The following is a 19662-nucleotide window of genomic DNA, read 5'->3' on the forward strand; positions in this document are numbered from 1 at the left end:
ACAAAACGAAATCGGACCCCGACTTGTCAATGTCAGAGTGGTATCCCCAAAAATATTTCTCGCTGAGGTAGAATAAAGTGCACTACGGGATCGTAGTTTTCGGGCCAGAATCCCGTAATTCCATTTAATTCCAGTTGCTTGATGCAACCATTCGGATGTGGGCAAAAACTAGGCTCCGAACCCATTGTTTTCGGCCGGACGCAGTGACTCAAGGTTCAATAAACGAGCCGTGACATTTCCGGTCTCTTCTGGATGGGCGACGCGCAATTGGCGCGCTCCGCGTCCTTGTTCCCGAAGCACTACGGCAAGCCGCCCGTCGATGGCCGCCGTCCCCCAGAGGGCGATTATCCGCATCAATTGCAATGAGTTACCCCGCAGGGACGCACCGCTGCGCCGGGCCATCACAATTGCGGGGAACCGTGCCCGGCAGCGCCGCGAAAAGCCCCCGAAACCCGGTGCAATTGCTGGAAGCCATGGCGTGAGAAGGGAATCCCCGCGCAATTGCTGACCGCGCTGGCAGGCAAGAACGACCATGAAGAGACTCATGATGATTTACGCCGCCCATTTGACGCCGCTTCGCACGGCGTCCAGCCCGGGCACGAAACAGGGGCCCCGCCGTCTGACCAGACAGGGCATTGCAAATGCAATATCCCGAAAGGGCGCCCCAAACCCGGCATGAACCCAAAGCTGCAGGCACGCCACGGCAGCAAAGGCCAGGCGATCAAGCTATTCGCCTCGGCGGGGCTACAAACAGGCGGCAGCAAACCAGGGGAACTCCCTGGCAAGACCTTCCGAACTGCGTGGGGCTTTGGCGGAGGAAGTGGTGCCGGTGAAGGGACTCGAACCCCCGACCCCATCATTACGAATGACGTGCTCTACCAGCTGAGCTACACCGGCACTTCCTTCCGAGGCGCGCTGAGCGGGCCTCGTGGGCCGGGGCTATAGCACCCCGACGCCACTTGGAAAAGCGCTAATTGCGCTCCGTTTACCGGCTGCCGCCGATGGGGGCGGACTTCTCCGTCTCCGGCTCCTCCTCGGGGGGCAGGACCTCTGCATCGGGGACCTCGGTGGCGGAGGCTGCAGGCGTCTCCTCCGGTGCATCCTCCGGCGCAACAGGAGCCCCAGACGGAGCTGCAGAAGGCGACACGGGCAGGTTGGAACCGGGCAGATGGCCCGGCGCCTCGTCGACACGGCCCACGATCATCGGCAGCATCTGCTGCGCCATGGGCGTCTGGTATTCGGCCGCCGGGGCGTCCTTCCAGGCCAGGGTGTCGAAGGCACCGCAGTTCTCGCAGACCGGGGTCCATTCGGAATGCACCTGGCCGCAGTTCTCGCAGGTCCATTGCGGCCCGCGCGGGGCGGACACGGCCCGGGTCAGCCAGCCCTTCACGATGGCATCCGACGCGCCCTCGCCCCGCTCCACCGCCGCCATGATGGTCAGCGCGCGGGCATCGGGCTTCGTCGTCGCCAGATCGCCCAGGGCACGCCGCGCCTCGGGGAAATGCTCCGCCGCGATGTTCAGCTCTGCCAGCAGCAGCCGGGTTTCGCGGTTCTCCGGATGGACCCGGGTCAGCACCCGGAACCGCTTCAGCCGCTCCTCCGCGCCCTCGTCGGGCTCGATGGCGGCAAAGGCGGCGGCCAGGTCGGGATGCGGCGACGCCTCCCAGGCCTTCTTCAGCACCCGCACGGCCAGCTTGGGCTTGCCCTGCTCGACATAGGCGCGGGCGGCGAAACAGGCCGCCGGGATCAGGTCGGGCGACAGGCGGTTGGCCTCGATCGCGGCCTCCCGCATCTCGATCGTGCTGTCCTCGGCGATCACCGTCTTGGCCTCGCTCAGCGCCAGCACGGCATCGCGGCGCTTGTGCACGTCGCGCGGCAGGGCGCCATGGCGCAGCTTGGCCTTCAGCGTGCCGCGCGCGCCCTTCCAGTCGGCATTGGCCGCCTGCAGCTTCAGCAGGGTATCCTGCACCTCCACATGCGACGGCTTCAGCGCAAAGGCCTTCTCCGCCAGCTTCATCGCCTTCTCGGTATCGCCCTCGGCCAGCTTCTGCTTCATCAGCCCGCGCACGCCGACGAACCGCGTCCGCTCATCCGTGACCAGCTTCTTGTAGGCCTCCTCGGCGCGCTTCTTGTCGCCACTGACCTCCGCCGCCTGGGCGATGACCAGCGTCGTCAGATCGCGCCGGTCCAGGTATTTCTCCGCCTTCTGGGCCTTCGACATCGCCAGGCGCCCCTCGCCGGAGGCAAGCGCCATCAGGCTGTCGGACAGCGCGTTGAACCCCTTCCGCTCGCGGTTGCGGTCGAAATAGCGGCTCAACGCGGTCTCGTCGCCATTGATGAACTTCAGCAGGGCGATGGTCAGCCCGGCCAGCTTCAGCAGCAGCCAGATCGCCACCACCAGCAGAAGCAACCCGATCACGGCCCGGATGGGGGTCAGGTTGAACTCCGTCGCGCCCATGGCGATGCGCACGCCGCCGTCCAGTTCCAGCAGGTAGGAGGCGCCATAGGTCGCCGCGGCGACCAGCACCACGAAGACGAGGATCTTAATCAGGGACCAGAGCATCGGGTTACCTTCCTCACTTCGTTACATCGGTAGCACTGGCCTGCAGCGCCTCGGCCGCATCCAGCGTATGCGCCCGGGTCCGCGCCGGTTCCAGCCAGCCGTGCATGGCCTCCAGCGCGGGTTCGGGCAGGCCGTCCAGCTCCACCAGGGCGCCGGACAGGTCGCCGTCGTTCAGCTTGCCCTCGGCGCGGGACAGGATCGAATCCGGATCATCCCCCGCCTGCGGGGTCAGCGACCGCGCGCCCAGCTGGTTCTTCAGGAAATCGCCAAAGCTGCCACCCAGGCTGCCGTCGCGCGTCGCGGCCAGGGCGGCGCGGGCGGCATCGGGGAAATCGGCGCGCAGCCGGGCCATGGTCGGCACGCCGCCCGTGGCATTGGCCTCCAGATCCGCCGGGATCTCCAGCCCCAGTTCGGACAGCGTCTTCAGCGGCGCCTCGTAGTTGGATCCGTCTTCCAGCGCGCCGTTCAGCTTCACCAGGGCGGCGCGGATCTGCGTGTCACGCGCGGTGGCGGCGGCCTCGGCCTTCAGGTCCTGGCTGTCGCTGACCATCTGGCTGATCTCGTCCTTCTGGTCCTGCATCGACTGGCGCAGCCGTTCCAGCTCCGCCTCGTAGGCGGCCACGGCCTCGTCCGTTGCCCCTTCCGACAGCGGCCGGGATTCCAGCTCCGCCACCCGGTCGGTCAGCGCCGAAAGCTCTCCCGTGGCGGCGGACATATCATCGCCCAGCCCCGAAAGCTGACTCTCCAGCTCACCCACGCGGGCCTGCAGGGCGGTGATGTCCGAACTCTGCGCACTGGAAGAGGCGCTGTCCTGCAGCGCGGCGATATCGGCACTGTTGCGGGCCGCTGCGGCCTCCAGCTCTGCGGTGTCGGTGGGCGGGAAGGCGATCATCGCGGCGCCAAACCCGATGCCGGCGGCAATCACGCCCCCCAGCAGCGCCGGAACGAAGGTATTGCGGCGCGCGGGTTCAGGTTCAGGCGCAGGTTCAGGCGGCGGCGGGGGCGGCATCGCGCTCTCCCCGCTGGTGTCCTCTTCGCCCAGAACATCGTCGCTGGAAGACAGGGCGCCCTCCTCGTCGGGGTCCAGGATGTCCAGCTCGCCCGCTTCTTCCACATCCGGGGCGGCGATGGCCTCATCGCCCGAAACCGCGGCGTCATCGCGCGGATCATGCTCCGGCGCGGAAAGTTCGGGGGAAACATCAGGGGCAGCTGCGGCATCGCTTGCGGGCACATCCGGCTCCGGATCGGACGGGTCATGCTCCGGCGCGACCAGCGCGTCAGATGCTTCTCCGGTCTCGACGTCTTCCTTCGGCGTCTCCGCGCCCTTTTCGGGGGTGCTGTCTGCCTGCTCCGCCCCGGGCGTGAGCTTTTCGGTCTCGTCGTCCCTGCTACCTGCCAATGCTCAACCCCTTCGATTCTTGCCACCACGGCGCGGCCACCGCGTTCAGCTTAGACGGCACCCCTCCCGGTCTCAAGCTGATGCGCTGCGGCGATAAGTCCAGCGAGTTCCGTCAGCATGGATTCGCCGTCTGGCTGTGCGGCAATGGAAAGGGCATTCCTTGCCAAATGCTTGATCGGGGCAGCGGCGGCGGCGCTTATCGCGGCAACCAGCAGCGGCGCATCGCCCTGCCAGGCCTCCGCCAACCGTCTTGCGGCGCCCGGCGAATAGACCGGCGCCACCACCGGCGCCCGCCCCCGCATGGCCGCCCGCGCGGCCTCCGTCGGCGCCAGTGTAACCTGCCCGTAGCCCTCGACAGCCCTTGCGCGCAGGCCCTCCGCCACCAGCCGCGCGACCAGGTCCCCCCGGTGCTGGGCGCCCCGCACATGGCACAGCTCGGCCCCCGGTCGCTCCCTCAACAGCAGCGCCAGCAGGTCCTCTGCATCGCCCCCGGCGGATATCGCCTCCAGCCCCGCCGCGCGCGCCGCCTCTGCCGTGGCATCGCCCACGCACCAGGCCCGCCCACCTGCCCGCCCCCCTGCCCGACCGCCTGCACGCTCAAAGGCCCGCACCCCGTTGCGGGAGGTGAAGATCACCTCGCTCCCCCCGGGGATCACGATGTCGCGAAAGGCGATGCCGGTCAGCGGCGACACGACCGCGCGCGCCCCGCAGCCCTCCAGCCGCGCCGCCAGCGCGCCGGCCTCCGGCTCGGGCCGGGTGATCAGAAGGATGGGCGCCATGGCCGCTCCGCCTCGCCATTGTCCAAGGGCTCCCCCGGTGTTACCTCCGGGCGACAGCTTAGGCAACGGAGCCCCCATGGACCGCACGCTGACACTTCTTGGCATCGAAAGCAGCTGCGACGACACCGGCGCCGCCGTCGTCACCGGCACGCCCGGCGCCGCCACGGTGCTGTCCTCCGTGGTGAAGGGCCAGAACGACCTGCACGCGGCCTTCGGCGGCGTCGTCCCCGAAATCGCCGCCCGCGCCCATGCCGAACGCATCGACACCACCGTGGCCGAAGCGCTGGCCGCCGCCAACATGACCCTGGATCAGATCGACGCCATCGCCGTCACCGCGGGCCCCGGGCTGATCGGCGGCGTGCTTTCGGGCGTCATGTGCGCCAAGGGCATCGCCGCGGCCACCGGCAAGCCGCTCGTGGGCGTCAACCACCTCGCGGGCCACGCCCTGACACCCCGGCTCACCGATGGCGCCACCTTCCCCTACCTGATGCTGCTGGTCTCCGGCGGCCACTGCCAGTTCCTGCTGGTCCACTCCGCCACCGAATTCACCCGCCTCGGCTCCACCATCGACGACGCCCCGGGCGAGGCCTTCGACAAGACCGCCCGCCTCCTCGCCCTGCCCCAGCCCGGCGGCCCCTCGGTCGAGGCCTGCGCCCGCACCGGCGATCCGACCCGCATCCGCTTCCCCCGCCCGCTCCTCGACCGGCCCGGCTGCGACATGTCGTTTTCCGGGCTGAAGACCGCCCTGCTGCGCGAACGCGACAAGCTGCTGGAAGGCGACGCCCTGCACGAGAAGGACCGCGCCAACCTCTGCGCCGGCTTCCAGCAGGCCGTGGTCGACGTGCTGGAGGAGAAGACCCGCCGCGCCCTCACCCGCTACCTCGCCGAAAGGCCCGCAACGCCCCTGCTGGCGGTGGCCGGCGGCGTCGCCGCCAACGGGCCGATCCGCGCGGCGCTGCAATCGCTCTGCACCGACATGGGCGTGACCTTCACCGCGCCGCCGCTGGCGCTCTGCACCGACAATGGCGCGATGATCGCCTATGCCGGGCTGGAACGCTTCGCCGCAGGCGCGCAGGACGACATGACGCTGTCGGCCCGGCCCCGCTGGCCGCTGGACAAACGCGCCCCCGCTCTGCTCGGCTCCGGCAAGAAAGGCGCCAAGGCATGACCGCCACTCCCGTTTCCGTGCCCGTTTCCGTGCCCGTTTCAGTGCTGGGCGCCGGCGCCTTCGGCACCGCGCTCGCCACCTCCTTCGCCACCCATGCGCCGGTCTGGCTCTGGGGCCGCAACGCGGGCACCATGGCGCAGATGCAGGCGACCCGGACCTGCCCCCGCCTGCCCGGCATCCCCCTGCACCCCGCGCTCACCTGCGCCTCCGACATCGCGGACCTGCCGCCCGACGGCCCCGTCCTCCTCGCCGTGCCGATGCAGACCCTGCGGGAGGTCACCACGACCTTCGCCCCGCAACTGGCCCACCGCACCCTCGTGCTCTGCTGCAAGGGGATCGAACTCTCGACCGGCCTGCGCGCCTCCGAAGTGCTGGCCCGGACCCTGCCCGATGCCACCCCGGCGGTACTCACCGGCCCCAGCTTCGCCGCCGACATCGCCCGCGGCCTGCCCACCGCGCTGACACTTGCCTGCGAAGACGCCACCACGGCGGAACGGCTGCAGGATCAGCTGCAGGCGCCGCACCTGCGCCTTTACCGCACCACCGACGTGACCGGCGCGGAACTGGGCGGCGCGCTGAAGAACGTCATCGCCATCGCCTGCGGCGCCGCCATCGGCGCGGGCCTGGGCGATTCTGCCCGCGCCGCCCTGATGACCCGCGGCTACGCCGAGATGTCGCGCATGGCCACCCCGCTCGGCGCCTCGCCCGCCACGCTGGCCGGGCTCTCGGGCTTCGGCGACCTGGCGCTGACCTGCACCTCCGAAGGGTCGCGCAACTACCGCCTCGGCCTCGCCATCGGCCGCGGAGAGACCTTCGACCCCGCCGTCACCGTCGAAGGCGCCGCCACTGCACGCGCCACCGATGCGCTCGCCCGCGAAAAGGGCTGGGACATGCCGATCACCGCCGCCGTCACCGGACTTGTCGAAGCCCGGCTGGATGTGAAAACTGCCATGGCGCAACTGCTGTCGCGCCCGTTGAAAGAGGAAACCCCATGACCACCTTCGTCCTGATCGCCCATGACAAGCCCGGCGCGCTGGAAATCCGCAAGGCCAACCGCGAGGCCCACCTGGCCTACCTGTCCGAAACCGGCGCCGGCACCTTCGGCGGCCCGATGCTGGATGCGGAGGGCAACATGTGCGGCTCGATGCTGATCCTCGACGTGGCCGACATGGCCGCGGCCGAAGCCTGGGCCGCAGGCGATCCCTACGCCAAGGCCGGGCTCTTCGCCTCGGTGGAGATCAAGGGCTTCAAGCAGGTGGTGGGTCTCTGATGCGCTACTGGCTCTTCAAATCCGAACCGAACACCTGGGGGTGGGACGACCAGGTGGCGAAGGGCGACGCGGGGGAGGAATGGGATGGCGTGCGCAACTACCAGGCGCGCAATTTCATGCGGGAAATGGCCCTGGGCGACCGTGGCTTCTTCTACCACTCCGTGAACGAGAAACAGGTCGTGGGCATCGTCGAGGTCATCGCGCGGGCCCACCCCGACAGCAAGGCCGGGGATCCGCGCTGGGAATGCGTGGACATCAAGGCGGTGCGCCCCTTCACGACGCCCGTGACCCTGGACCAGATCAAGCTCGATCCGGCGCTGGCAGACATGGTGCTGGTGAAGAACTCCCGCCTCTCGGTGCAGCCGGTGACAGCGGAAGAATGGGCCCGGGTCTGCGAGCTGGGCGCGACGGACCCGAGCTGACCTCCGGCGCCTGCCCAAGTGGAGCCTGCCCGCGTGGGGCCTCGCCCGGCTGGCGCCCCCGGGGCCACCCACGGGCTCCCGCGCCTGCCGCTCTGGCCATTCCCCCAGATCCATTGCCCCGTCCATCGCCCCCATACATTCCCCCGTCCCTTCCTTCTGGCCATTCTCTCTTGGCCATCCCCTTGCTCCGATCCGGAAGGCCCGTCGGGCGCTTCACCCGTGCAAATTCCCCCGAAGCAAATTCATCGGGCAATTCCCTTAGGCAATTCCCTCTGGCAATTTCATCGGAAGACCCAATCGAACGGGCCCATCCTGCCCTCCCGTCCGGCAAGGCAAATCGCCCCATTCCCTGGGGCCGCCCCTCCAAGCCGCCCAACCTCCCGGCACCTTCGGCGAACACCCCAGGCTGCGGTTTCAACCGGCGTCTCCAGCTGACCTCTTAAACAGGGCAAGGCAGATTTGACCGACCCGCCGCCTACCTGTCCCGCCGCCTACCTGTCCCGTCGCCCCGTCCCGACAACAGCTCCCGCCCGGATGTCATCACCACCCGCCATGCAAACCGCCGGGTATGCCAGCGACCAGCCACGCCAGTTCTAAGCCACGCCGGTTCTCAGCCATGCCAGCCAACGCTTGTGCCGGTCACCGGCAGGCCAACGGATGCGCCGGTCACCCGTCAGGCCAAGGATCGGCCAAGGGAACCCGACGCCCGTAACCGTCCCTGCGCGACCATCACTGAGCGACAGCTCCCGCAAGGCCATCACCACCCGGCCATGAGCCCCGCACCCATGCGCGCGCATCTCTCACTTGTAGACATAGCCGCAGCGCCTCATCTCCTCTCCGCAGATCCGCTCGAAGCTGTCCATCTGCGCCCCGGTCCAGCCGGTCTGGTCCAGCATCGGGTCGCGCCGGATCTGGTCCAGACCCTGGGTGCTCGTGCTGCTTCCGCTGGCGAAATAGTCGCGGATGACCGGCTCCGCGATCTCCGCCTCCAGGCCAAGGTGCGTCGCGATCCGGCAGTGGCAGGCCCAGGGATCCTCCAGCAGCTCCTGGTGGCGGATCGTCAGCAGCCTGTCCGCGATCTGCGCCTCCACCTTGAAATAGGCCCGGATGGAAGAGGCCCACATCTCGCAGGCCAGGTCGAACTCCCGCCCCGGCCAAAGCCGCAGGTTGGACCGGACGTTCTCGATTCCATTGCGGTGCAGGTGGATGAATTTCGCCTCCGGCAGCCAGCGGTGCAGGATCGGCGCGGCATAGATCATCTGGAAACCGGGCGTCTTGTCGTAATGGTCGCGATAGCCGTGATGGGCGCTGATCAGCTCATCCATGGCCAGGGTGACTGCCCGAAACACCTCGTCGAAACCGATGCGGTTCACCTCGAACCCGTTCTTGGGGATCGACCGTATGATGCTCGCCTTGCCCTGCTGCATGTGGTTCAGCAGGCGGTAGACATGCCCCTCGGCGTAGCCACTGAATTCCAGCACGTCCTTGAAGTAGGCGGCAAGCTTCGACGTGCCCGACCGGTGCGCGCCCAGTATGAAGACCTTGCGCATGTGGTGCCCTGCGCCGGGCGCCGTGCCCACCCCTGTCGTGCCCACCTCTGTCGTCCCCACCTCTGTCGTCCCTGTCATCGCTGCCTCGCCCTGGATCCGTCGCACGGCGCCCGGGACGCCGCACCTCATGGCTAGCGGGCATGTCTTAAGCACCACTTAACCATGACCTGCGGCATCCTGGCAGCGGGGACGCGGCAGCAGGACCCGGCCACGAAGGGCAGGGCTGGCAGGGCACCTGCACGCCCCCCGACCCGTCCTGCCAGCCCGTCCTGCGGAAGCGATCCACCGGCCAAAATGCACCCCCGCAATACCGACGCGATACCGACGTAATACCGACGTTTTAATCCGGGGATTTCAGGGACTTCGCGATTCAATTGGGCATTGTGAATACCCCGCGGAATCCGCGCATTTCTCTGCGGCGCAGAATGGGATTTCGCAAATGAAAACGGAGGGCACGACCACAGGCCGAACCCTCCGTCACCCCACGTGCTCCCTACGCACCACACGTGATCTCTGAAAAGGTCCGGGCCGTCCTGGCCGTACCCCGGGATAGCGCGAAACCACCGCGCCGGGCAAATGCCGAATACCGAAAATCCGATGGATCGGCGGCAAAAAGGGGCGGTTTCGCAGGCGGTGTCAGGCGTAGACGGCTTCCTTGCCGAAGGCCTTGACCAGCAGGTAATACATTACGGCGCGATATTTGTTCCGCTCGGATTTACCATAGGTTTCAACAGCTTTCTCGATCGCCGCCATCAGCTCGGGCCCATCGGAAAGGCCCAGTTTCTTGATCAGGAAGTTGGTTTTCACGGTTTCCAGTTCCCCCGGCTGCGAAGATGCCACGGTGGAGGCATCCGCATCGTAGATCGACGGGCCGCAACCGATGGTCACCTTCGTCAGCAGGTCCATGTCCGGCTCCATGCCGCATTTGGTCTTCAGGTCCTCGGCATATTTGGCGATCAGCTCATCACGTTTGCCCATGGTCTTCCCTTTCCTGTCCCGGGGCCGCGCCACTGCCACCCCTTCACGAAGGTTAATCAGCAAAAGCCGTCAGGAAAATTGCCAATTTTATTCATTATTGGGAAAAATTCGCCTGTATGCAGGCTGCGGACCGGAAAAGATGTAAATAACTCATGACACAAGTCCCTCTGATTGCCAGTCTGACGCTATGCGGCAGCAGCTGCATTCCGGGCCCGAGCCCCGCGGGAAACCGCAGCGGGACCCGCAAAAATTAAGAGGGAGAGTTAAGATGTCTGACGAAATTTTCGTCGTTGCCTATGAGGGGGACGACGATTCCGGCACCTTGCTGGATTACGCGATCGCCCGGGCGAAGAAGGACGACGCCGCGCTGCACGTGGTGCATGTCCTTGAATGGTCGCCCTATTCCTTCCTGACCCCGCAGGAGATCGAGGAGCGTCACGCCCGCCGCAAGCAGGAACTTGCCCGCGCGGACGAGGCGATCATCAAGCCTGCGCTGGCCAGGATCAGCGCTGCCGGCCTGACCGGCACCGGAGAGATCCGCTATGGCCAAGTTGTTGAACTCATTGCCGGAATTGCCACGGAGAAGGCTGCCGCGATGATCTTCGTCGGTCGGTCCGGGTCCAATTCGGTCGCCGCACGCGTCTTCGGCTCGGTCCCCCTGGGCCTTGCGCAGATCGCCCCCGTTCCCACCGTGATCGTGCCCTGAGGAGATGCCGATGACCCGATTTTCCAAGTCCTTCGCGCTCGCCTCGGCGCTGACGCTGCTGGCCTCCGGGGCCCGCGCCTCGGTCGACGAAGCGATCAACAACGTTGTCGGCGCCGCCACCGGCCCCTTCGTCAGCTTCATCTTTTCGCCCCTTCCGGGCACCAACTTCCCCTGGATCGTTCTGTGGCTGGTGGTCGCCGCGACCATCTTCACCGTCTACTTCGGCGTCATCCAGTTTCGCGCCTTCCCCCATGCCATCGGCTTGGTTTCAGGGAAGTATTCCGATCCGAACGACGCCGGTGAAGTCAGCCACTTCCAGGCGCTTGCCACCGCGCTTTCGGGCACCGTCGGCCTTGGCAACATCGCCGGGGTCGCGGTTGCCGTCTCCATCGGGGGGCCCGGCGCGACCTTCTGGATGATCCTCGCCGGCCTGATGGGCATGGCCTCCAAGTTCACCGAATGCACGTTGGGCGTGAAGTTCCGGAACGAGTATTCCGACGGCTCCGTGTCGGGTGGGCCGATGTACTACCTGTCCAAGGGGATGACCGGCGGCAAGTCGGTCCTGGGCAAGATCCTGGCCGTGCTCTTCTCCATCTTCTGCGTGCTGGGCGCCCTAGGTGGCGGCAACATGTTCCAGGCCAACCAGGCCCATGCGCAGATCACCAATATCGTCGGGGACTACCCGGGTTGGATCACCGGCATCATCTTTGCCGCGATCGTCTTCGCGGTGATCGTGGGCGGCCTGAAATCCATCGCCCAGGTGACCGAAAAGGTCGTGCCCTTCATGGGCATCATCTACGTCGGTGCCGCACTGATCATCCTGTTGATGAACTTCGACAAAATCGGCTGGGCCTTTGGTCAGATCTTCGCCGGCGCCTTCACCGGGCTGGGCGTTGCGGGCGGCCTCGTCGGCGCCCTGATCCAGGGCTTCAAGCGTGCGGCCTTCTCGAACGAGGCCGGGGTGGGCTCCGCCGCCATCGCGCACTCTGCCGTGAAGACGAAGGAGCCGATCACCGAGGGCTTCGTTTCGCTTCTGGAACCGCTGATCGACACCGTGGTGATCTGCACCATGACGGCGCTGGTCATCATCATCACCGGCGTCATGATCCAGGATCCGGAAACCGGCAAGTACATCTGGAACGAAGCCGCAGGCCGTATCGATACCGTGGGCGATGCCTCCGGTGTGGCACTGACCTCTGCCGCCTTCGGGACCAATATCTCCTGGTTCCCCTACATCCTGGCCCTGGCGGTGATCCTCTTCGCCTTCTCGACGATGATTTCCTGGTCCTACTACGGGCTGAAGGCCTGGACCTACCTCTTCGGTGAGGGCAAGGCGCAGGAGCTGTCGTTCAAGATCATCTTCTGCATCTTCGTCGTGATCGGCGCCGCGATGAGCCTTGGCCCCGTGATCGACTTCTCCGACGCGGCGATCTTTGCCATGGCACTGGTGAACATCACCGGCCTGTACTTCCTGATGCCGATCGTGAAGCGGGAGCTGGACTCCTACTGGTCGCGCCTGAAATCGGGTGAAATCAAGAAGTTCGGCTAAGGCCCGGACCGTAATGAACCAAAGGGGCCCCGGAAAACCGGGGCCCCTTCGCCATTTCAGACCCGTCGGATCAAAGCCGCATCTCGCTCTGCGCATCGAAGAGCGACAGCTTCGTCGCGTCGTACCACATGGTCACACGCTCCCCCGCGGCGGGGACGGGGCCCCAGTCGGACAGCAACTTGACCGAGACCGTCCCCCCCGAAAGTTCGGCCCACAGAAGGGCATCGGCGCCCATGCTTTCGTAGACACTGACAGTCAGGCCGACCGGGCAGCAGCCTTCCTCCGGCTCGACCTGCAGGTGTTCCGGCCGCAGACCCAGGGTGACCTTCTGCCCGTCCTGCGGACGTTCGGCGAAGGGATAGCGCGTCAGGTCGATGGTGCTGCCGCGCGCGGTCTTCAGATCCACCTTGCCATCGCGCAGCATCAGGGCCCCGTCGATGAAGTTCATGCCGGGAGAGCCGACAAACCCCGCGACGAATTTGTTGACCGGACGGCGATAGATTTCTTCCGGCGTATCAAGTTGCTGGATGACCCCGCCCTGCATGACGGCGATCCGGTTGGCGAGGGTCAGTGCCTCCACCTGGTCGTGGGTGACGTAGATCATCGTCGCCCCCAGTTCCGCGTGCAGCTTCTTCAGTTCCACCCGGAGTTCCGTCCGCAGCTTCGCATCCAGGTTCGAGAGCGGCTCGTCGAAGAGGTAGACATCCGCATCGCGCACCAGGGCCCGCCCGATCGCGACCCGCTGACGCTGCCCGCCCGAAAGCTCTGCCGGGCGCCGCTGCATCAGCGCCTTCAGCTGCAACATGTTCGCCGCGCGTGCCACCCGCTCACGGATCTCCGACTTGGGGTGACGGGCCATTTCCAGGCCGAAGGACATGTTCTGTTCAACGGTCATCCGGGGATAGAGCGCGTAGGACTGGAACACCATGCCGATCCCGCGGTCCTTGGGTTCGGCCCAGGTGACGTTGTTCTCTCCGATCCAGATCTGGCCGCCGGCGACGTCGGTCAGACCCGCGACCGCGTTCAGCAAGGTGGACTTGCCGCAGCCGGATGCGCCGAGCAGGACAAGGAATTCTCCCGGTTCGATCTGCAGGTTCAGGTTCTGGATGACCCGGTTGGATCCGAACGTGATATCGAGGTTCTTGATGGCAACTTGCGACATGGGTTCACCCTTTGACGGCGCCTGCGGCGATGCCGCGAACAAACCAGCGCCCGGAGAAGAAGTAGACGATAAGCGGCACGAGCGCGGTCAGGATCGTCGCGGCCATGTGGACGTTGTATTCCTGGGCCCCGCGGGCACTGCTGACGATATTGTTGAGCTGGACGGTCATCGGCAGCCGGTCGGACCCGGCGAAGATCAGGCCGAAGAGGAAATCATTCCACACACCGGTCACCTGAAGGATGACGGCCACCACGATGATCGGCGCCGACATCGGCAGGACAACGCGGCGAAAGATCGTCCAGAAGCCGCCGCCGTCGATGCGGGCCGCCTTGAACAGGTCCATTGGCAGGCTGGCGTAGTAGTTGCGGAAGAGCAGCAGCATGATCGGCATGGCAAAGATCGTGTGCACCGCGACGATGCCGCCGATATTGCCGTAAAGCCCGACGGAAGAAAGGATCCGCACCAGGGGGTAGATGAAGACCTGGTAGGGAATGAAGAGCCCGATCAGCAGGCCGCCGAACAGCAGCTTCCCGCCACGCGGCCGCCAGAACGACAGGGCGTATCCCGTCACGGCCCCCAGTGCGACGGGCAGCACCACCGAAGGCACGAGGATCAGCACCGAGTTGACGAAGCCGCCGCGCAGGCCATCGCAGGTCAGGCCGGTGCAGGCGCTGGTCCAGGCGACCTTCCACGCCTCGAAGGACGGATGGGACGGCCAGCTGAAGATGGATCCTTCGCGCACGGCATCCATGTCCTTCAACGAGGTAGAGACCATCACCCAGAGCGGAAAGAGAAAGGCCGCCGCGGCCAGGATCAGACATGCATAAAGCGCCACCCGGGACAGGCTGAGCCGTCGCGGGCGGGGCCCTGAGGCATCGGCGGGAAAAAGGCTGCGGGCGCTCATGTGCGGGCCCTCCGGGCACGTTGGGACTGGACATATGCAATGGGGGCCAGGGCGGCGATCACCGTGACCAGCAGGACGACCGAAGCCGCTGTTGCCAGGCCCAGGTTCTGGCGGCCGAAGAGGTAATCCATGATGAACTTGGCGGGCAGTTCGGTCGCATTGCCCGGGCCGCCGCTGGTCATGGCGACGACGAGGTCGTAGGACTTGATCACGGCCACCCCCAGCAGGACGACGGAAGAGAAGATCGAGGGTTTCAGCAGGGGAAGGACGACCCGCAGGTAATAGCGTGGTGCACTGGCGCCATCGACCCGGGCGGCCTTCCACAGGTCGCCGTCGACACCGCGCAGGCCGGCCAGCATCAGTGCCATGACAAGGCCCGAAGCCTGCCAGATCGCAGCCCCCGTCAGCACGTAGATCGCCCTGTCGCGGTCCACCAGCCAGTCGAAGGTGAAGCTTTCCCATCCCAGGTCCCGTACGGCTTTCTGCAAGCCCAGGCTGGGGTTCAGCACCCATTGCCAGACCAGTCCGGTCACGACGAAGGACACTGCATAGGGGTACAGGAAGATCGTCCGGAACAGGCTTTCACCCTTCACCTTCTGGTCCAGCAAGACCGCCAGAAGGAACCCGATGACCAGACAGCCGAGGATGAAAAGACTGCCGTAGACCAGCATGTTTTCCACCGACTGGATCCAGCGGTTCGATCCGAAAAGGCGTTCGTACTGCTTGAAGCCGACGAAGGTATCGACCGGCATGGAGCGCGAGGCGGTAAAGGATATCCGGGTCGTCCAGATGATCGTTCCGAGGTAGGCTACGATCAGGATCAACCAGCCGGGCAGGAGCGCCGCCTGACCCTGCAGCAGTTTCATAGGTCTTCGCATGGATAAGGGTCCCGTCTGGGGCCATTCCGGGACTGTCCGGAATGGCCAGTTCTGGCTGGATCAGTTGAACATCGATGCCGTGTCTTCGAGTTCGGCCACGAGGTCTTCGGCGGTCGCGCCGCTGTCGACCCAGAAGTTGCCCAGCACATCGCCGAAGCTGCCCGCCGCATCGCCCGACAGAAGGGCCGGGTAGGCAGAGACACTGCCGTCCACCTTCTCCTGCTCCAGGGCGAGGCGGGAACAGGAATCGAGTTGGTCGGTCGGTGCATCGGTCCGCACCGGCATCGATCCCTTGAGGATGTTGAACCCGACCTGGGTTTCGACGGAGGTCAGGGTGGTGGCCAGCAGCACCTGCGCATCGGTGGGCGTTTCGCTGCCATCCATGGCGGGGAACATCATCGCGTCGCCGCTGATGGAGACGGGGGAATCGTCAAGGCTGATGGAGCAGAAGATATCCTCACCCGGGGTCAGGCCCGCGGCCGAGATTTCGCCCTTGGCCCAGTCCCCCATCAGGTAGAACGCGGCTTCCCCGTTCATCACCATCTGGTTGGAGATGTTCCATTCGCGCCCCGGGACACCGGGATCGGAATAGTCACGCAGCTTGGCAAAGATTTCCGCCGCCTTGAGCAGGGCAGGGTCGTCGAACACCTCCGGATCGAGGGCGTGGAACTTGTCGAAGGCCTCGATGCTCTGCGAGGCAAGGATGAAGCCGAAGGTGTTCAGGTCCCAGTACCATTTGCCCGGGTGCGCATAGGGGATGATCCCCGCGTCCTTCAGGCGGTCACCCATTTCGAAAAGTTCGTCCCAGGTCTTCGGCGGTTCGCTTTCCCCGATCGCCTCCAGCGCCTTTTTCGAGGACCAGAGGAAGTTGTTCACGCTCATGTTCACGGGCGCGCCGTAATAGTGGCCATCGACTTTCACGGCATCCAGCAGGGAGGACGGAATGGTGTTTTCCCAATCCAGATCGCTGGCGATGTCATCGAGGTTCGCCAGGTTCCCAGTCAGCGCCACATCCTCGTATTCCAGCACGGAAGAGCCGACAAAGGCGGTCGGCGGATCACCGGCCTGGATCCGGGTGTTCACGGCAGTACGCGCCGCATCGGTGCCTGCCACGGCCGCATCGAGCCATGTACCACCGGCGGCCTCGTAATCCTTGGCAATCACGGCAACGGCCTTGGATTCGCTGTCGGAAGTCCACCAGTGGATGACTTCCGCCTCTTGCGCTGCGGCGGCGGAGACACCGCAGGTGAGCGCAGAAGTCATGAGAAGGGCGTTTAGCGACAGTCGCTTCATGAGTATTCTCCTGTTGGGTGATGTTCGGTTTTCTTGTCCCGGGCCGGCCGGACCGCCCCGGGAAGGTCGTCAGTACCGCGCCTGTTCCTGCCCGCAGAACGCATCCACGGGGGAGGTCCCCTCGAACGGGGTCTTGCCCATCAGCGCATCCAGGACGGCGCGCTGCATTTCGGGAAGGGTGGAATAGGCGTTCACATAGGTCGGAACCCTGGGCGCATCGTAGAGGTAATAGGGGTGGCCAAAGCCGACCATGATCGTCGGAATGTCCTGCCACGGACGCTCGGTCGCGCGGTGGAAAGCTCCCATCATCTCGTACCAGTCGATGTAGATGTGGCTCTTCATGAAGAGCGATTCATCGGCCATCAGGTAGAGCACGAGGTCGGTTTTTTCCGGGTCAAAGGTCGCGCCTTCGTGGGTGTCGGGGTCGAAACGATGCACTTCGAAGCCCTCTGCCTCCAGCATGTCGGGCAGGTCCATCGGGCGGCGCACGCCATGACCGAAAAGCGCGTTCCGGATGCCGTTTTCGATCACGAGGATGCGCTTGAACCGATCGGGGGTCAGCGGGAGCGTGGCGTTCACGTCCTTGATCAGGGTCGGGGCCCTGCGGAAGGCCTCGGCCGCGCAGGCCGCATCCTCGGGGCGTTTCAGCGTGCCGCGGGCGGTGGCCGCATCCACGGGGCGGTGCGTGCCATCAAGCAGGCCAACCACCGTTTTCAGGGCCAGCACGCGCGCCACGGCCTCATCCAGGCGTGACTCCGGCAGGAAACCGGTTTCGACGGAGTTGCGCACCTGCGCCATGTCGGCCTCCGGATCGAGCGAGAACAGGATCACGTCGCAGCCAGCCCGCAGGACTTCGGTCGGCATGTCCTTCTGGGAGATCCAGGCGCACATGCCACCCATTTCGGTGGCATCCGACACGATGATGCCGTTGAAGCCCAGCTCTTCGCGAAGCAGGCCCGTCGTGAGCGCGGGGTTGATGCTGGCAGGGCGGAACGCCTCCTTGCCGCAATCGGGATCAACGGCCTTCATGTAGGCCGGGAAACCGATGTGCGCGGACATGACGGACATGACGCCCGCGTCGAACGCCCTGCGATAGATCCGGCCGAATGTCTCGTTCCAGTCGTCCAGTGTCAGGGGGTTCTGGGTGGTGACCAGGTGCTGGTCACGATCATCGTATCCTTCGCCGGGCCAATGCTTGACCGTCGCGGCGACCCCGTTTTCCTGCAGGCCGCGAATATGCGCCAGAGCGTGCCGTTCGATCCGATCCACGTCACTGCCGTAGGATCGGGACCCGACGATGGAGCTGCGGAAGGCCGCGTTGACGTCGACCACGGGCGTGAACGACCAGCTGACCCCCATGGTCCTGCCTTCCCGCGCCATGATGGCAGAGCAGGCTTCGGTCAGGGCCGCGTCATCCACGGCCGAAAGGGCCATCTGGTTCGGAACCTTGGTCCCGAAGGCAAAGCTCAGATGGCTGCCCTCCATGTCAGCGCTAACAAGCGGAGGAACGGGAAAGGCATCGAAGATGCGTTGCATCTGCGCCGTCTCATATTCCAGGTCATCGCTGAAGAAGCGGGTGATACCGCCCGGCTTCATCTTGATGACCTTCTCGAAGTCCTCTTCTTTTTCCCCCATCAGGATCAGGAAGAAGACCTGCGCCACCTTGTCTTCGAGAGGCATCCCCTCGACCCTGTTCCGAACTTCTTCGACCTGCTGGTCAGTCAGGTTGAAAGGCGCGTTCTTCAGGCTGTCGTAGATAGTCATGGTGACTCCAAGTCTGTCTTTCCGGCACCGGCTCATTGGGTGCGCAGCAGAGTTTCCTGGATTCAGACTATGTGTATCGGGGGGACATATTCTCGCACTTGGTTGCCAAGGTATTGGTCTCAGACAGTCAATCTGAGCCGGCTGGAAATGCCCGCGTGCCTGCGGGGCAAGTATTTACCTGGCAATAAAAAGCAGGCGCCGGAAGGGCGCCCGCGTTCTGGACTTCCGATGATCCGAGGGGTCAGCTTTGATCCAGGAGGGTCTTCGGCGTGAAACCGTAGACCTTCTTGAACGCCTTGCCGAAATAGGAACTGTCGTTGAAGCCATAGGAGAAGGCCGCCTCGCTCACGCTTTCCACGCGCCCCTCGTTGAGGGCGGCATAGGCATTGGCAAGTCGCTGGGATTGCAGCCAGGCCATCGGCGTGGTGCCCGCATCCGTGAAAAGCCGCGCCAGGGTCCGCATCGAGACATTCTGCGCAGAAGCGATATCCGCGAGGCTGAGCGTATTGTCGTCCAGGTTGTCCCGCATGTAGCGCTGGATCCGGGCCAGGAGCTTTTCATTGCGGGTGCCGTGGTCGTTGCAATCGCCGAAACCGGATCCGATCGCGGCGGTGATCATGTCCAGGACGGAGCTGCTGAACCTCTGCAGTTCCCCGTCGGAGTTGTCCTGACCCGAGAGGGAAGTGGCCTCGCGGATGAGGGAGGAAATGATCCTCCCGTAGGGCGCATCCCCCTTCAGCACCCGGCCGGAGATATCGTCGAGCCGGTCCAGGCGGGCCTGGGCCAGCGCGCGGGGAATGCGCAACGAGACACAGCGATAATCGACGTCCGAATGGTGCTGGTAGGGACGTGCCGAATTGTAGAGGTAGACGTCGCCGGGATGGGCCCAGGCCTCTCTCCCGTTCTGCGTCAGAAGGGTACGCCCGCCCAGCATGGCAACAGCGTAGAAATCATCCCGTGGATCGTATTTCACGTCGGAGGCCCGTCGATCATAGGTGATCGCACTGGATACGACGTTGGTGACCATCATCTGGCCGAAATGGCTTGCCTCAAGGCTGGCACGAAACTGGGGCAGTTCATCTACCTTGCCGACACAGGGCGCATAGGTCTTGAAGACCACGTCATTCCAGTAGGAGAACCGGTCCGGCGTGGCAATCTGGTCGGTGTTGAAAAGAGCATTCATCAAGAATCTCCTTCGATCAATTCGCGATGCGGAAGTCTCGGTCCGAATGCGGCAGAGGTGAACGCGGCCGCTTCCGGGTTTCGTCACCCGCCCC

At 65.2% G+C, this 19662-nt stretch carries 17 protein-coding genes and 1 tRNA gene; 6 read left to right on the forward strand and 12 right to left on the reverse strand.

Annotation, left to right across the window (positions count from 1 at the left end; all coding sequences use genetic code 11):
- Positions 1-821 precede the first annotated feature (821 nt).
- The 4 genes from AC2IR1_RS00590 to AC2IR1_RS00605 form a co-directional block, all read right to left on the reverse strand.
- A tRNA-Thr gene (locus AC2IR1_RS00590) sits at positions 822-897 on the reverse strand.
- A gap of 88 nt (positions 898-985) precedes the next feature.
- Positions 986-2563 (reverse strand): heme biosynthesis HemY N-terminal domain-containing protein, encoded by a 1578-nt coding sequence (locus AC2IR1_RS00595; RefSeq protein WP_486474345.1) that lies wholly within the window; start codon positions 2561-2563, stop codon positions 986-988.
- Between the two features lie 13 nt (positions 2564-2576).
- Positions 2577-3962: a COG4223 family protein gene (locus AC2IR1_RS00600; RefSeq protein ID WP_486474346.1), complete on the reverse strand. Its 1386-nt coding sequence runs from the start codon at positions 3960-3962 to the stop codon at positions 2577-2579.
- 50 nt (positions 3963-4012) lie between these two features.
- The gene (locus AC2IR1_RS00605; RefSeq protein WP_486474347.1) at positions 4013-4741 is read right to left on the reverse strand and encodes a uroporphyrinogen-III synthase; all 729 of its coding nucleotides are present in this window, start codon (positions 4739-4741) and stop codon (positions 4013-4015) included.
- A 76-nt stretch (positions 4742-4817) separates the two neighbouring features.
- Between AC2IR1_RS00605 and tsaD the strand changes: the two genes are divergently transcribed.
- Genes tsaD through AC2IR1_RS00625 form a run of 4 tightly spaced genes read left to right on the forward strand, consistent with a single transcriptional unit; the run spans position 4818 to position 7601 of the window.
- Complete coding sequence (gene tsaD / locus AC2IR1_RS00610) at positions 4818-5909, forward strand: tRNA (adenosine(37)-N6)-threonylcarbamoyltransferase complex transferase subunit TsaD (protein WP_486474348.1); 1092 nt, start codon at positions 4818-4820, stop codon at positions 5907-5909.
- A gap of 29 nt (positions 5910-5938) precedes the next feature.
- Entirely contained in the window at positions 5939-6904 is a 966-nt protein-coding gene (locus tag AC2IR1_RS00615) for an NAD(P)H-dependent glycerol-3-phosphate dehydrogenase (RefSeq protein ID WP_486476459.1), read from the forward strand.
- Entirely contained in the window at positions 6901-7179 is a 279-nt protein-coding gene (locus AC2IR1_RS00620) for a YciI family protein (RefSeq protein ID WP_486474349.1), read from the forward strand. The genes AC2IR1_RS00615 and AC2IR1_RS00620 overlap by 4 nt, the downstream gene beginning before the upstream one ends.
- Positions 7179-7601: an EVE domain-containing protein gene (locus AC2IR1_RS00625; RefSeq protein ID WP_486474350.1), complete on the forward strand. Its 423-nt coding sequence runs from the start codon at positions 7179-7181 to the stop codon at positions 7599-7601. The genes AC2IR1_RS00620 and AC2IR1_RS00625 overlap by 1 nt, the downstream gene beginning before the upstream one ends.
- An 800-nt stretch (positions 7602-8401) precedes the next feature.
- Here AC2IR1_RS00625 and AC2IR1_RS00630 read toward each other — a convergent pair.
- Complete coding sequence (locus AC2IR1_RS00630) at positions 8402-9229, reverse strand: sulfotransferase family protein (protein WP_486474351.1); 828 nt, start codon at positions 9227-9229, stop codon at positions 8402-8404.
- A 558-nt stretch (positions 9230-9787) separates the two neighbouring features.
- Positions 9788-10129 (reverse strand): DUF2853 family protein, encoded by a 342-nt coding sequence (locus tag AC2IR1_RS00635; protein ID WP_486474352.1) that lies wholly within the window; start codon positions 10127-10129, stop codon positions 9788-9790.
- Positions 10130-10397: 268 nt separating this feature from the next.
- Here AC2IR1_RS00635 and AC2IR1_RS00640 point away from each other — a divergent pair, with 268 nt between their 5' ends.
- Entirely contained in the window at positions 10398-10835 is a 438-nt protein-coding gene (locus tag AC2IR1_RS00640; protein ID WP_486474353.1) for a universal stress protein, read from the forward strand.
- Positions 10836-10845: 10 nt separating this feature from the next.
- Complete coding sequence (locus AC2IR1_RS00645) at positions 10846-12384, forward strand: alanine/glycine:cation symporter family protein (protein ID WP_486474354.1); 1539 nt, start codon at positions 10846-10848, stop codon at positions 12382-12384.
- Positions 12385-12454: 70 nt separating this feature from the next.
- Here AC2IR1_RS00645 and AC2IR1_RS00650 read toward each other — a convergent pair whose 3' ends face one another.
- The 6 genes from AC2IR1_RS00650 to AC2IR1_RS00675 form a co-directional block, all read right to left on the reverse strand.
- Positions 12455-13546: an ABC transporter ATP-binding protein gene (locus tag AC2IR1_RS00650; protein ID WP_486474355.1), complete on the reverse strand. Its 1092-nt coding sequence runs from the start codon at positions 13544-13546 to the stop codon at positions 12455-12457.
- A 4-nt stretch (positions 13547-13550) separates the two neighbouring features.
- Entirely contained in the window at positions 13551-14450 is a 900-nt protein-coding gene (locus tag AC2IR1_RS00655; RefSeq protein WP_486474356.1) for a carbohydrate ABC transporter permease, read from the reverse strand.
- Entirely contained in the window at positions 14447-15316 is an 870-nt protein-coding gene (locus AC2IR1_RS00660) for a carbohydrate ABC transporter permease (protein ID WP_486474357.1), read from the reverse strand. Before AC2IR1_RS00660 ends, AC2IR1_RS00655 begins: the two co-directional genes overlap by 4 nt.
- A gap of 72 nt (positions 15317-15388) precedes the next feature.
- Positions 15389-16621: an ABC transporter substrate-binding protein gene (locus AC2IR1_RS00665; RefSeq protein ID WP_486474358.1), complete on the reverse strand. Its 1233-nt coding sequence runs from the start codon at positions 16619-16621 to the stop codon at positions 15389-15391.
- A 69-nt stretch (positions 16622-16690) separates the two neighbouring features.
- Positions 16691-18385 (reverse strand): glycoside hydrolase family 3 protein, encoded by a 1695-nt coding sequence (locus AC2IR1_RS00670; RefSeq protein WP_486474359.1) that lies wholly within the window; start codon positions 18383-18385, stop codon positions 16691-16693.
- 241 nt (positions 18386-18626) lie between these two features.
- Positions 18627-19568 (reverse strand): helix-turn-helix domain-containing protein, encoded by a 942-nt coding sequence (locus AC2IR1_RS00675; RefSeq protein WP_486474360.1) that lies wholly within the window; start codon positions 19566-19568, stop codon positions 18627-18629.
- Between the last annotated feature and the right edge of the window lie 94 nt (positions 19569-19662).

It is taken from the genome of Pseudooceanicola sp. NS-SX8 (assembly GCF_057380755.1).